The organism is Streptomyces sp. NPDC007991, from assembly GCF_042958445.1.
GTDB lineage: Bacteria > Actinomycetota > Actinomycetes > Streptomycetales > Streptomycetaceae > Streptomyces.
The window spans coordinates 386,310-400,147 of record NZ_JBIBJD010000001.1 but is presented as its reverse complement, the minus strand read 5'-3'; the positions used below and the strand labels follow the sequence as shown (position 1 = coordinate 400,147).

The following is a 13,838-nucleotide window of genomic DNA, read 5'->3' as shown; positions in this document are numbered from 1 at the left end:
CGGCCGAGCCCTGAGAGCCGTGGCGCGAGCCGAAGACGACACGATCGACGTCGGCGGCCGACCACCGGCCATGGACCACGGGCTCGGCCCGGTCCCGGCAGCCATGGCACACGGCGAAGACAACACGACCGACACCAACGACCCACCACCCACCAGAAACCACGCGCTCGGCCGACTCCCCGCAGCCACGGCACAGGCCGAAGACGACACCGCCGACACCACCGGCGCACGCCCGCTCGGCTGAGCCCTGGTAACCGCGACGCGGGCCGGGGTCGTGGTGGCCGGTGTCGGCGTGGTGGTGTCGGGCGTCGGTCAGCCGGAGGTTCGGCGCGTCGGGGACGCGGATCACCCGTTCTCCTTCTTGAACCGATCGTGGGCCTTGTTGTGCAGGTCGACGAGTTGCTGCATGTTCTTCGACTTCAGTTCGGCGAGGTAGGCGTTCCATTCGGACATGGGCCGTTTGCCGAGGACGAACTTGAGGGTGTTCTGGATGACGGTGTCCTTGAGCGGGGTGTCCCAGAGGGTCGCCTGTTCCTGCTCGAAGGACTGGAGCGGGTGTGGCGGGTCGAGGGGCAGTTGCCGTCGCTGGGTCATGGCGTCCTGGAACTTCTTCTCGTCCGGGCTGAACGAGGAGGAGACCAGGGCCCAGCTGCCGCCGTAGGTGAAGACGCCGTTGAAGAAGCCGTAGTCCTTCTGGAGGTCCTTCGGGGCGTCCGGGTCGGAGCCCATCAGGGAGATGCCGGGCTTCACCGCGGGCCGGCCGCCCGACTCGGTGTAGGTGACGCCCTCGACGCCCCACTTGCAGAACTTCTGGCCCTCGTCCGAGTACCAGAGCCAGTCGAGGAACTGCATCATCGCGACGAAGCTGTCGCTCTTGAGGGCCTTGCTGGAGACCATGACCCCGTTTTCCAGCCGGGTGCCGCCGAGCACGACCGGGCCGGCCGGTCCAACGGGCACGGGGACCATCTCGATCCGGGCCCCGTCGACCTGCTTCTCCAGGTTGTACCGGTAGTTCTGCACCAGCTCCTGGGGGTTGGCGCTGATCGCGTAGGACTTCTCGGCGAGGAGCTTCTGCACGGCCTGGTCGTCGGTCTGGCTGAAGCTCTCGGGGTCCAGGAGCTTGTCGGAGACGAGTCCGCGCAGGTACTCGACCATCTGGCGGTAGCCGTCCTGGGCGCCGGTGAAGACGAACTTCTGCGCCTGGTGGTCGAAGCTGATGTTGTCGTACGACCAGCCGGCCCGGACGCCGAAGGCCTGGCCGAGGTAGCCGAACAGGGCGCCGCAGGGGAACGGGGTGTTGGTGCTCCAGCGGTCGGAGAAGGGGTACGTGCGGGGGTACTCCTCCTTGAGGGCCTTGAGGACGTCGTGCACCTCGTCCCAGGTGGTGGGCAGGGTCAGGCCGTGCTTGTCGAGGACGTCCGTGCGAAAGGACAGCGAGTAGCCGGCCTTGGCCTTCTCGTGCAGGCCGGGCAGCAGGTAGTACTTGCCGTCGGACTGGCGGATGGCGTCCAGCTCGGGCTCCAGCTTCCACTTGCGCACCTTGTCGCGGAAGTTGGGCATCAGATGCACGTAGTCGCTCACCGGGAGGATCGCGCCGGAGGAGACGAAGGCGACCTCGGAGGGGTGGTACGTCTTCGGGATGAGGAACGGGGCGTCGCCGGCCCCGATGAGGACGCTGCGCTTCTTCTCGTAGTCGGCCAGCGGGACGTCGACGGGCTTGAGGGTGACGCCGGTGCGCTTGGTGAGCTCCTTCCAGAACAGCCAGCCGTCCTTCATGGGGTAGACCGGGTTGTTGTTGTGCAGCACCGAGAAGGACAGCGGCTTGGCGGCCTTGAACTGCTGCCCGGCCCGGTAGTTCTTCATCGCCCCGTGTCGTTTCCTGGACAGGTCCTTGCCGTCCCCGCCGTCGTCTCCGCTGCCGCAGCCGGTGAGGGTGGCGAGGCCGATGAACCCGGCGGCGGCGAGTACCTGGCGCCGCGAGAGCTGTCCTGCGTTCTGCACGGAGACTCCTTTGTTCCGTAGGCGAGTTGAACAGGCGGCGGCGTCAGCCCTTGACCGCGCCGAGCATCACGCCCGAGACGAAGTAGCGCTGGACGAACGGGTACACGCAGAGGATCGGCAGGGCGGTGAGCACGATGGTCACCGACTGGATGTTCGCGCCGACCTGGCTGAGCTGCTCGGTGCCCGCGCCGGCGTTGCCGCCGCCTGTGGCGCCCTGGATGAGGTTGCGGAGGTAGACGGTGACCGGCATCAGATCCGTCCGGTCCATGTAGAGGAAGGCGCTGAACCAGGAGTTCCAGAAGGACACCGAGTGGAACAGCACCATCGTCGCGACGACTGCCTTCGACAGCGGCAGGACGATCCGCAGCAGGATGCCGTACGTGCTGAGGCCGTCGATCTGCGCGGCCTCCTCCAGTTCGGTCGGCAGGCTCTCGAAGAAGGCCTTCATGATCAGGAGGTTGAAGACGCTGATCGCGTTCGGCAGGGCGATCGCCCAGACGCTGTTCTTCAGACCGAGACTGGTGACCAGGATGTAGTTCGGGATCAGACCGCCGGTGAAGAACATGGTGAACACGGCGATGCCGACGAGCAGGCCACGGCCCTTGAGGTGCTTCTTCGACAGCACGTAGGCGTAACACGTCGTCAGCACCATGGCCACGGCCGTCGCCACGACCGTGTAGAGCACGGTGTTGCCGTAGTTCCGCCAGAACATCGAGTCCTGGAAAACGATCTGGTACGTGGTGAGGTTGAACCCCTTGGGCAGCAGGGTCACCTCACCGGCCCGGATCTGCCGCTCCCCGCTGAAGGACCGGGCGAGGATGTTGACGAAGGGGTACAGGGTCACCAGCACGACGAGGGTGAGCACCACCCCGTTGATCCCCTGGAAGACCCGGTAGGAACGACTCGGCTTCACCACAGGCTCGTCCCCACTGTGCGGCGCGAGAGCTGGTTGGCGGACGTGATGAGGACCAGGCCGATGATCGCCTCGAACAGTCCGATGGCGGCGGCGTAGCTGAAGCTGTTGGACTCCACGCCGGACCGGTAGACGTACGTCGAGACCACGTCGGCGGTCGGGTACGTCAGCGGGTTGTACAGCAGCAGGACCTTCTCGAAGCCGACCGCCATGAACGTGCCGATGTTGAGGATCAGCAGCGTGACCATGGTGGGCCGGATGCCGGGCAGGGTGACGTGCCAGATCTGCTGCCAGCGGTTGGCGCCGTCGATGCGGGCGGCCTCGTACAGGTCCTCGTCGATCGTGGTGAGGGCGGCGAGGTAGAGGATCGTGCCCCAGCCTGCGGTCTGCCAGATCTCCGAGCCGACGTAGATCGTGCGGAACCACTCGGGTTCCTGGATGAAGCGGATCGGTTCGTGGCCGAACCAGCCCAGGATGTGGTTGACGGGGCCGTCGCTCGCCAGCATCTGCATGGTGATGCCCGCGACGATCACGATCGACAGGAAGTGCGGAAGGTACGACACCGACTGCACGAACCGCTTCAGGGAGCGCCGGCGCACCTCGTTGAGCAGCAGCGCCAGCACGATCGGGACCGGGAAGCAGAACAGCAGCGTGAGCCCGCCGATCCACAGGGTGTTGCGGAACACCTGCCAGAAGGTGGGGTCGTTGAGGAACATCTGGACGTAGCGCAGCCCGACCCAGTCCTCGCCGAAGATCGACCCGCCCGGCTCGAAGCGCCGGAAGGCGATGACGTTGCCGATCATCGGCAGATAGCGGAAGACCAGGAAGAACAGCAGCGGCAGGACCGCCAGCGAGTACAACTGCCAGTCGCGGCGCAGTGCCCGCCGCCAGCCGGTCCGGGCGGGGTCCCGCTTGCCGCGTCGGGGTGCGGCTCTGGCCCCAGGCGGATCCTCGGTGCCCGGCGGGGCCGATGTGGTGGACGTGCTCATTGCTCGGGCCTCCCGTGGGCATGGGACGCGGAACCGAAACTTTCGACCTCTTACCGGTAACTTCGCGGCAACCTAAGGGCAGCAGAAAGCGCTGTCAATGGGTGCAGCGGCAGTCGGCTGGGGCGTGTGTGCCGCGTTGGAATCGCGTCGAACCTGGGTAGGGACCAGAGGCCTGCCGCCTGTGCCCGTCGCAACTTTCTGGATGATCACCGACTCCTGCGAGGTGCCGCCGTGCCCGCGTTCGACCTTCCGCTGACGGAACTGGAGCGTCACCGCCCGGACATCGGGGAGCCCGCCGACTTCGACGCGTTCTGGCTGCGCACGCTGACGGAGGCCGGCCAGGCGGACCCGCTGCTGTCGGTGCGGCCGGTGGAGACGGGGCTCCGGCTGATCCGGACCTGGGACGTGGCGTTCCGGGGCTTCGCGGGCGACCCGGTGCGTGCCTGGTTCAGCAGACCCGCCGGGGTGGACGAACCCCTGCCCGCCGTCGTGGAGTTCGCCGGGTACGGGCGCGGCCGGGGCCTCCCCCACGAACGCCTCACCTGGGTCAACGCCGGGTACGCGCACCTGCTCATGGACAACCGCGGCCAGGGCGACGCGTACGGGTGCGGCGGTGACACGCCCGATCCGCACGCCACCGCACCGGGCGGGCCCGGACCGGCGGTACGCGGCCTGCTCTCACCCGAGGACTACCACTACCGCCGTCTGATCACCGACGCCGTACGCGCCGTCACGGCGGTGCGGGAACTGCCCGGCGTCGACCCCGCGCGGACCGTCGCCGTCGGCAACAGCCAGGGCGGCGGGCTGGCTCTGGCGGTCGCGGGGCTCGTCCCCGGCCTGGCGGCGCTGCTCGTCACCGCCCCGCTGCTGTGCGGCATCCGCCGCGCGCTCGACCTCACGGACCAGGGGCCGTACGGGGAGATCGCCGGCTACCTCGCCGTCCACCGGGGCGCCGAGCACGACGCCTACCGCACCCTCTCCTACGTCGAGGGCGTCTCCTTCGCCCGTCGCGCGCAGGCCCCGGCCCACTTCGGCGTGGGACTGCGGGACACGGTGTGTCCGCCGAGCGGGGCGTACGCCGCGTTCAACCGCTACGCCGAACTGACCGGCGCCGAGGCGCGCAAGGAGATCCACGCGTATCCGTTCAACGGGCACGAGGGGGGTGACGCGGTGCAGGTGCGGCGTCAACTGGTCTGGTTGCGGAAGGTCTTGGGCGACCCGGGGTGATGGACGCGCGGTACTGCGGTCACCGTCAGCGGTTCGAAGGCCCGCGGTCCGGCCGGAACTAAGGGTGTGGGACGCCGGGCCGCCCAGCGTCCTCGCGACTCGGGGCTACTTTCCGATCGGGGACTGCGCGGTGCAGCCGCCGGCGGTCACCAGACCATCGGCACTCTGCTCCTCGATCACCTTGCCCTTGTGGATGATCTTGCAGGTGATCTGGGCGCCTTCGGGGTCTGCGGCGACCGGCATGACCGCCGCGGGCATGATGCCGCGCAGCGTGACCGTCTTCCTCCAGGGCAGTTCGGGCTTCGACACCGACTCGATCTTCGGCTTCATGGCCTTGCCGCCGCCGCCGTGGAACTCGATCGAGTCGACGTTCTTCCCCGTGACCTCGTAGGTGACTTCGTACGTTTCGTCCACTGCCTTGTCGACCTCGTCGACCGCCTCGGAGCAGGAGCTGAGACCGAACGCCAGACCGGCGGCGGCGAAGGCGCAGAGGGCTGCACGGATGGTGCGGTTCAAAGGGATCCCCCCGGATCGTGAAGGTCGGATCGGCAGCCAACCGTGAGGGGGAGGCAAAGTCAACTCCATAAGGCGCGACGCGAGTTCGTCAGGCGACGGTGAGGCCGCATGCGCTGCCCCGTACACCCGCCCGTCCTGACCGACGCTCTTGCGCCGGAGCCGTTTACAACTGCGCCGTCCGGCGCTAACTTCCGCAGCAGCGGGGTGGGAGCGCTCCCATAACGGTGGACCGGAACCCGCCCTCGAGTCGCCCCCACCCCGCGCACCCCCGCACACGCATCCGCAGGCCCGTACCCCCAAGGAACGGACGATGCTGTCATGATCCTGACAAGAATTCCGGAGGCATCCCCGAGGCCCCGATCAGCACCCCCCGCCCGGGCCAGAGCCTTCTTCCTGGTCCTGCTCTCCCTCCTCGTCACCGTGCCGGCCCTCGGCCTGGTCATGACGGCCGGCGGTGAGGCGGAGGCGCACGGCACCCCGATGAAGCCCGGCAGCCGCACCTTCCTGTGCTGGCAGGACGGTCTGACCGACACCGGCGAGATCAAGCCGGTCAACCCGGCGTGCCGGGCCGCGCAGCAGGTCAGCGGCACCACGCCGTTCTACAACTGGTTCTCGGTGCTCCGCTCGGACGGCGCCGGCCGCACCCGGGGCTTCGTACCGGACGGCGAGCTGTGCAGCGGCGGCAACACCAACTTCACCGGGTTCAACACGCCCAGCAAGGACTGGCCGCTCACCCACCTGACCTCGGGCGCGACGGTCGACTTCTCGTACAACGCCTGGGCGGCGCACCCGGGCTGGTTCTACGTCTACATCACCAAGGACGGCTTCGACCCGACCAAGACGCTCACCTGGAACGACATGGAGGAGCGGCCGTTCCTGAGCGTCGACCACCCGCCGCTGAACGGCTCCCCGGGCACGGTCGAGGCCAACTACGCCTGGAACGGCAAGCTCCCCGAGGGCAAGTCGGGCCGCCACATCATCTACATGGTCTGGCAGCGCTCGGACAGCCAGGAGACCTTCTACTCCTGCTCGGACGTCGTCTTCGACGGCGGCAACGGCGAGGTGACCGGCATCAAGGAGCCGGGCACCCCGTCGGAGCCGGTGCCCGGCACCTGCACGGCCACCCGTAAGACGACCGGCAACTGGAACGGCGGCTACCAGTCCGAGGTGACCGTCACCAACACCGGCACCGTCCCGATGCTCGGCTGGATGGTCGACTGGACGCTGCCGTCCGGCCAGAAGATCGAGAGCCTGTGGAGCGGCAACGCCACCTACAACGGCCAGTCGGTGATGGTCCACAACGCCGGCTGGAACGGCTCCCTGGAACCAGGCAAGAGCACGACGTTCGGATACACCGTCTCGGGCTCGGGCGGTGACAGTACGGTGAGCCTGCCCTGCCGGGTCGGCTGAATCGTCGCTCCGGGCGGGTCCGTCGCTCCGGGTGGGCCCGGTGGCCGGTGAGTCCCGGCCGCCGGGCCCGCTCGCGCGTGACCGTCGAGACGCGGCGGCAGCGGCAGCGGGTGCTCGGCTGAGCCGGCCTGCCGGTCCCCTGGGCGACCTCTTGGGCGATCCCCTGGCCCATCCCGTATGTCGGTGTTATCCAGGTATGCGATTCTGAGGTGTGGGTGCCCTGCCGCTCATGTGGTCGTGGAGCCGCCGCGTCGTCGTCGCCTGAGTTCCGGGGACTCCCATCTGCCGAGGCTGCGGCGTGGACGGGAGGTGGATGCGGACATGCCCCATTACGGCGAAGCCCAGGCCACGGCCCCCGGTCTTCGGGCACCGGGGAACGAGGGCTCCGGTTCGCCTCGCCCCACGCCGGAGTCCGCCGCGCGGGAGCGGGTCCTGGCGTTCGCCGGAGCGGCGCTGGCGGCGGTGTACGTCCGCAGCGAGGACGGTGCGGAGCTCCAGCTGGTGGAGACCGCCGGTGCCGACCCGGAGCAGTACGGGCTGCCGGGCCGGGTGCGGCACGGCGAGGGCACCTCCGCCACTCCGGCTCCTGGCTACGCGGCGGTGTCGGGGGGCTGCGGGTCCGCCGTGGTCGAGGCCTTCCGGAGCGGGCGGGCGCTGTGGCTCGCCGGCCGGCTGGAAGGCGGAGTCACCGGCGCGCCGCTCGGGGTGGTGCCGCTGGGCGCCGCCGGCGGGTGGCTGGGGTGTCTGGCCGTGGTGGGAGAGACCGGGGAGGGGTTCGGGACCGAGCAGCGGGAGTTCCTGGAGAGGTACGCCGAGGCCGTCTCCGGGCGGTTGCGGGGGGAGGCCGACCGGTCCGCCCCCTCGCCCCTGCTGGATTCCGCGCTGCGTGCCCTGGGGGTGGGTTCCTTCGCCCTGACACCCGGCACCGGGCTGGTCGAGACCGACCCTGCCCTGCTCGAACTGGTCGGCATCCCCGAGGGCGGCTTCGACGGCAAGACCGACACCCTGCTCTCGTACAGCGTCCCGGAGGACGTCCCGGCACTGCTGTCGGTCATCGAACCGTCCGCGCAGACCCCCGGGCGCCGGGAACTGGAGTTCCGTACCCGCCGGGCCACCGGTGAACTGTGCTGGCTGCGCCTGAGCTGCCGGGTGCTGAAGGGGCCCGACGGCGCCCCGGAGCGGGTGCTGGGCGTGGTGACCGCGGCCCCGGTGCTGCGGCGCAGCGCCAGCGATGTCGCCCGGATCCAGTGGCTGACGGCCGCGCTCGACGACGCGACGACGGTCCGGGACGTCAGCCGTGTGGTGGTCGCCGCGCTGCGCGAGCCGCTGGGTGCCGACCGGGTGGCGCTCGCCGAGCTGCTGGAGGACCGGCTGGCGGTCACCGTGCTCGATCCGCCGGGTGCCGGGGCCTGGCCGGAGCTGTGGCGTTCCGAGTGGCGCTCGGAGTGGCCCGACGCGCCGGTCACCGCCCTGCCCACCCTCCACGCGGCGCTGCGGGACGGGCGGATGAGCCTGTGGCCGGCCGGTACCGCGCTGGAACCCGGGCTCGCGGGGATCGGCCCCGGCGGGCTCGCGGTCCTGCCGCTGCCGGCCAAGAGCAGGGTGGCCGGGGTGTGCCTGGTCGGCTGGGACGCGCCGCACGAGTTCGCGCCCGAGGAGCGGGCCCTGCTGACGGCGACCGCGGGGCTGGTGGGGCAGGCCCTGATCCGCGCGCACGCCTACGACGCCGAGCAGGAGCTCGCGACGATGCTCCAGCGCAGCCTGCTGCCGCGCCGGCTCCCCCCGTTGCCCGGGGGCACCGCCGTGGCCCGCTATCTGCCCGCCCGGCGCGGGCTTCAGGTGGGCGGCGACTGGTACGACGTGATCGCGCTGTCGGACAGGAAGGTCGCCCTGGTCATCGGGGATGTACAAGGGCACAGTGCCGGGGCCGCGACGATCATGGGCCAGATGCGCACGGCGGTCCGGGCCTACGCCGTGGAGGGCCATCCGCCGGACGTGGTCGTCGCGCACGCCAACCGGCTGCTCGTCGGCATGGAGACCGACCTGTTCGCCACGTGCTGCTATGTCGAACTGGACATGGAGGAGGGCAACGCGCTGTTCGTGCGGGCCGGGCATCTGTCGCCGCTGGTGCGTCATCCCGACGGCGGCACGGAGGAGATCGCGGTCGAGGGCGGGCTTCCGCTGGGCGTGCTGGAGGACGCGGAGTTCCCGCTGACGGCGGTGGCGCTGGCGCCCGGCTCGGTGCTCGCGCTGGTGACGGACGGCCTGGTCGAGTCGGCCGAACTGGACGTGGACGAGGGCATGCGGATCGTGCGCGAGCTGCTCGCCGCGGCGGACCCTGCCGACCCGGGGCGGATGGCCGACGACCTGCTGGGCGAGGCCGGGCGCCGGGAGGACGACGTGGCGTTGCTGCTGCTGCGCTACGACGGGATGCGGGTGCGGCCGGTGCGGGCGGGCTGGGTGGTGTGGCGGCTGCCGGACGCGGTGATGCACGCCCGTCGGTTCAGCGCGCGCACGCTGCGTTCGTGGGACGTCGGGGCCGAGGCCGACACCGTGCTGCTGGTGGTGTCGGAACTGGTCACCAACGCGCTGGTGCACACGCAGGGGGCGCTGCGGCTGGACCTGACCCTGGCCGCGGACCGGCTGCGGGTGACCGTGAGCGACTCCTCGCCGCGGGCGCCGGCCAAGCCGGTGGTCGTGGACTGGGAGTCGACCGGCGGCCGCGGGCTCTTCCTGGTCGAGGCGGTGTCGGCGGCCTGGGGCTCGGTTCCGGTCGGCGGCGGCAAGCAGGTGTGGAGCGAGATCGTCGTGTCCCGCCCGGAGGCGGACGGCGAACCGGAAGCGGAACCGACACCGCGGGCGGAGCCGGCGACCGCGCCGGCGGAGGAACGGCAGCCGGCCCGGGGCTGGGGCCTCGGCCGCGGCCGAGACTGGGTCATGGGCCGAACCCGCGACCGCACCGGCAGGGGCCCGGCCCGGAGCCGGACCCGAGCCCAGGGCCGTGACCAGGACCCGGGCGGGAGCCAGGCCCAGGACCGTGACCCGGACGCGGGCGGGAGCCGAGCCAAGGACCCTCACCAGGACCCGGGCGGGAGCCAGGCCCAGGACCGTGACCAGGACCCGGGCGGGAGCCGAGCCAAGGACCCTGACCAGGACCCGGGCGGGAGCCAGGCCCAGGACCCTCACCAGGACCCGGGCGGGAGCCAGGCCCAGGACCCTCACCAGGACCCGGGCGGGAGCCAGGCCCAGGACCCTGACCAAGCCCGGAACCAGAACGGACGCCCCAACCCGGACCACGACCAGACCTCAGACCACACCCCGGACCACAACCAGACCACAGACCACACCCCGGACCACGACCAGGCCGTGGACCGTGACCACGCCCGGAACCAGAGCGCACACCCGGGCCCGCGCCCCGGCACCAGCCAGGGCCAAGCCCCGGACCCGCGCCTCGGCGAAAACCAGGGCCAAGCCCTCGGCCAGCACCCCGGCGAAAACCAGAACCAAGCCCCCGACCGGCACCCCGGTGAGGGCCAGGGTCCAACCCCCGGACCGGCGCCGGCCCCGGGGCCGAGGCCCGGGGCCAGGAGGGAGGGGTGGGATGACGGGCTGTAGGTGGCGCGTGGGGGCCGGGCTCGTCGCGGCCGTGATGGCCGTGGCCCTGGCCGGCTGCAGCGAGGACGGCGGGAAGGGCGGGTTGACCGTCGGGCTGCTGCTGCCGAGCCGCGCGGTGCCCCGGTGGGAGCATTCCGACAAGCCCCTGATCGAGAAGCGGGTGAAGGAGCTGTGCTCTGACTGCAGGGTCGTGTACGCCAACGCGGAGAACGACGCGGTGAGCCAGCGGCAGCAGATGAACTCGATGATCACCAACGGTGTGTCCGCCCTGATCCTGGACGTCGTCGACCCCAAGGCGCTGCGCTCCTCGGTCCGCGCGGCGGACCGCGCGGGCATCCCGGTCATCGCCTACGACCGGCTCGCCGAGGGCCCGATCTCGGGTTTCGTCAGTTTCGACGGCGGCAAAGTCGGCCGACTCCAGGGCGAGGCGCTGCTGAAGGGCATGGGAGCCCGGGCCGACGGCGGCGGTGTCGTCATGGTGAACGGCGACCCGTCCAGCCCCAACGCCGCCTGGTACGAGGGCGGCGCACGCTCCGTCCTGCGGCACAAGGTGCGGATCCTCAAGTCGTACAACACCCTGGGCTGGCGCACGGAGAACGCGCACGACCACATGTCCGAGGCGATCAGCACCCTCGGCACGAACCAGATCGACGGGGTGCTCGCGGCCAACGACTCGATCGCCGCCGGCGTCATCGCGGCGCTCAAGAGCGCCCACATGTCGCCGTTGCCCCCGGTCACCGGCCAGGACGCCGACCTCGACGCCGTGCAGCGCATCGTCAAGGGCGAGCAGTACATGACCGTCTACAAGCCCTTCCGGCAGGAGACCGACGCGGCCTCCGCCATGGCCGTCGCCCTGGCGCACGGCAACGACATCGGCGTCCTCGTCACGACGACCGTGGACAGCCCCACCACCCGGAACGTGCCGGCGTTGCTGCTCGAACCGGTGCCCGTGACGGCCGAGACCATCGGGCGGACGCTCGTCCGCGACGGCGTCTACAGCGTCGACCAGATCTGCACCCCGAAGCTCCGGCCGGCCTGCGAACGGGTCGGGCTCGCCCGGTGAGGAGGTGACCCCCGTGGCCCATCCGCCCGTACTGGCGTTGCGCGGCGTCTCCAAGCGGTTCGGCGGCGTGCAGGCGCTCGTGGACGTGGATCTCCAGGTCCGGGCCGGCGAGGTCGTGGCCCTGGCGGGCGACAACGGCGCCGGCAAGTCCACGCTGATCAAGGTGATCTCGGGCGTCAGCCCCGCCGACCGGGGCGTCATCGAGTGGGAGGGGCACCTGGTGCAGATCAAACGCCCGCACGACGCCCACGCCCTGGGCATCGCGACCGTCTACCAGGACCTCGCCATGTGCGACAACCTCGACGTCGTGGGCAATCTCTTCCTCGGCCGGGAGATCGACCGGGTGGGCATCCTCGACGAGGTGGAGATGGAGCGCCGGGCCCGCGACCTGATGCGGGCCCTGTCGATCCGTATCCCCGACGTGCGCATGCCGTTCGCGGAGCTGTCCGCCGGGCAGCGGCAGGCCGTCGCGATCTCCCGTTCGCTCATGGGCGCGCCCAAGGTCCTGCTGCTCGACGAGCCGACCGCCGCCCTGGGGGTCGAGCAGACCAGCCATCTGCTCGACCTCATCGAGGAGGTGCGCGACCGCGGTATGGCGATCATCCTCATCAGCCACAACATGGGCGACATCAAGGCCGTCGCGGACCGGGTCGCCGTGCTGCGCCTGGGCCGCAACAACGGTCTGTTCGACGTGAGCACGGTGACGCAGGAGCAGATCATCTCCTCCGTCACCGGGGCGGCGGACAACGCCGTGGCGCACCGCGCGAAGGGCGACGAGGAGGCGTGGCCGTGACCGGGGGCGGGCCGCACCGCGGCGGCGGGCCGGCCGCGCCGGGCGGCGGCGCCGAGCCGGTCGCGCCCGGCCGCGCGCCGCGCACCCGCGGCTGGTCCGGCACGCTGCGCGGCTATGCCGTGGAGTTGCGCGGCAGCGTGCGGGACGGCGAGCGCGGGCCGCTCCTGGTGATCGCCGGGCTGATCGTGATCTGGTGCCTCTTCCAGGCGCTGGACGACAAGTTCCTCTCGCCGCGGAACCTGTCCAACCTCAGCGTGGACATCGTCGGGACCGGCCTGGTCGCCGTCGGGATCGTGTTCGTGCTGCTGATCCGGGAGATCGATCTGTCGGTCGGCTCGGTCAGCGGCCTGTCGGGCGCCGTGTTCGCGGTGCTGAACGTGAACCACGGGATGCCGGAGTGGCTCGCGGTGCTCGTGGCGATCGCCGCGGGCGTGGCGGTGGGCGCCTTCCACGGTTTCTTCTTCGCCTGGCTCGGCGTGCCCGCCTTCGTCGTGACCCTCGCGGGGCTGCTGATCTGGAACGGCCTGACGCTCTACCTGCTGGGCGCGAGCGGCACGATCAACATCGACGAGGGGGGCCTGGTCGCGTCCCTGACCAGCCGGCACTTCAGTGACGACATGGCGGCCTACGCGGTGGCGGCGCTCGGCACGGCCGGGTACTTCCTGGCCGCCCACCGCAAGCGCGCCCGGCAGCGGGCCGCCGGGATGCCGTACCGGCCGCCGGTCGAGATCTGGGTGCGCACCGGCGTCCTCGCGGTGCTCGCCTTCACCGCCGCCTACACGCTCAACCGGTTCCAGGGGCTGCCGCTGGCGCTGCTGATCTTCCTGGTGGTCCTGGTCGTCTCGGACTACGTGCTGCGCCGTACGCGGTACGGGCGGCGGGTGTACGCGCTCGGCGGCGGGGTGGAGGCGGCGCGCCGGGCGGGTATCTCCGTGGAGCGGGTGCGGGTCGCGATGTTCATGGTGTCGGGGACGCTGGCCGCGGTCGGCGGGCTGTTCGTGGCCTCGGGTCTGACCTCGGCGAGCCCCACGACGGCCCGTGCGGCCGGCTCCGGGATGCTGCTGATCAACGCGATCGCGGCGGCCGTGATCGGCGGTACGAGCCTGTTCGGCGGTCGTGGCTCGCCCTGGTCCGTGCTGCTCGGTGTGCTGGTCATCCAGTCGATCGCCTCGGGCATGGGGCTACTGGGGGTGGAGGACGCCGTCCAGTTCATGATCACGGGTGGGGTGCTGCTGGCCGCCGTCGCGGCCGACGCGCTCTCCAGACGCGCGGCGGCCCGACGGGGGCGTCCCTGAGCCGCCCGGCGTCCGG

Annotated in this window: 10 protein-coding genes and 1 pseudogene; 7 read left to right on the top strand and 4 right to left on the bottom strand. The window is 71.0% G+C overall.

What is annotated here, in order from left to right:
* Positions 1 to 19: 19 nt before the first annotated feature.
* A complete protein-coding gene (locus ACFZDA_RS01675) occupies positions 20 to 244 on the top strand; it encodes a hypothetical protein (RefSeq protein WP_391073263.1) in 225 nt (74 codons plus the stop codon).
* A 101-nt stretch (positions 245 to 345) separates the two neighbouring features.
* On the opposite strand, the gene ACFZDA_RS01670 is transcribed toward ACFZDA_RS01675, so the two are convergent.
* The 3 genes from ACFZDA_RS01670 to ACFZDA_RS01660 are packed head-to-tail and all read right to left on the bottom strand — an operon-like array spanning position 346 to position 3,903.
* Positions 346 to 2,001, bottom strand: a complete 1,656-nt coding sequence (locus tag ACFZDA_RS01670) for an extracellular solute-binding protein (RefSeq protein ID WP_391073261.1) — start codon at positions 1,999 to 2,001, stop codon at positions 346 to 348.
* Between the two features lie 43 nt (positions 2,002 to 2,044).
* On the bottom strand, positions 2,045 to 2,917 hold the full coding sequence (locus tag ACFZDA_RS01665) for an ABC transporter permease subunit (protein ID WP_391073258.1): 873 nt from the start codon (positions 2,915 to 2,917) through the stop codon (positions 2,045 to 2,047).
* A complete protein-coding gene (locus ACFZDA_RS01660) occupies positions 2,911 to 3,903 on the bottom strand; it encodes an ABC transporter permease subunit (RefSeq protein ID WP_391073255.1) in 993 nt (330 codons plus the stop codon). The genes ACFZDA_RS01665 and ACFZDA_RS01660 overlap by 7 nt, the downstream gene beginning before the upstream one ends.
* 231 nt (positions 3,904 to 4,134) lie before the next feature.
* On the opposite strand from ACFZDA_RS01660, the gene ACFZDA_RS01655 reads away from it, so the two are divergent.
* Positions 4,135 to 5,130 carry an acetylxylan esterase gene (locus tag ACFZDA_RS01655; protein WP_391073252.1) on the top strand — a complete coding sequence of 332 codons (996 nt, stop codon included), beginning with the start codon at positions 4,135 to 4,137 and terminating at the stop codon, positions 5,128 to 5,130.
* Between the two features lie 105 nt (positions 5,131 to 5,235).
* Here ACFZDA_RS01655 and ACFZDA_RS01650 read toward each other — a convergent pair whose 3' ends face one another.
* Entirely contained in the window at positions 5,236 to 5,646 is a 411-nt protein-coding gene (locus ACFZDA_RS01650; protein ID WP_391073249.1) for an MmpS family transport accessory protein, read from the bottom strand.
* A gap of 318 nt (positions 5,647 to 5,964) precedes the next feature.
* Here ACFZDA_RS01650 and ACFZDA_RS01645 point away from each other — a divergent pair, with 318 nt between their 5' ends.
* The 5 genes and pseudogenes from ACFZDA_RS01645 (at position 5,965) to ACFZDA_RS01625 (ending at position 13,822) form a co-directional block, all read left to right on the top strand.
* On the top strand, positions 5,965 to 7,056 hold the full coding sequence (locus tag ACFZDA_RS01645) for a lytic polysaccharide monooxygenase (protein WP_391073246.1): 1,092 nt from the start codon (positions 5,965 to 5,967) through the stop codon (positions 7,054 to 7,056).
* A 321-nt stretch (positions 7,057 to 7,377) separates the two neighbouring features.
* Positions 7,378 to 9,900: pseudogene (locus ACFZDA_RS01640) on the top strand (SpoIIE family protein phosphatase); the annotation flags it as partial.
* A gap of 757 nt (positions 9,901 to 10,657) precedes the next feature.
* Positions 10,658 to 11,734, top strand: coding sequence for a substrate-binding domain-containing protein (locus tag ACFZDA_RS01635; RefSeq protein WP_391073244.1), 1,077 nt, complete (start codon positions 10,658 to 10,660; stop codon positions 11,732 to 11,734).
* Positions 11,735 to 11,747: 13 nt separating this feature from the next.
* On the top strand, positions 11,748 to 12,527 hold the full coding sequence (locus tag ACFZDA_RS01630; RefSeq protein WP_391073241.1) for an ATP-binding cassette domain-containing protein: 780 nt from the start codon (positions 11,748 to 11,750) through the stop codon (positions 12,525 to 12,527).
* Positions 12,518 to 13,822 (top strand): sugar ABC transporter permease, encoded by a 1,305-nt coding sequence (locus tag ACFZDA_RS01625; protein WP_391073239.1) that lies wholly within the window; start codon positions 12,518 to 12,520, stop codon positions 13,820 to 13,822. Before ACFZDA_RS01630 ends, ACFZDA_RS01625 begins: the two co-directional genes overlap by 10 nt.
* Positions 13,823 to 13,838: the final 16 nt, after the last annotated feature.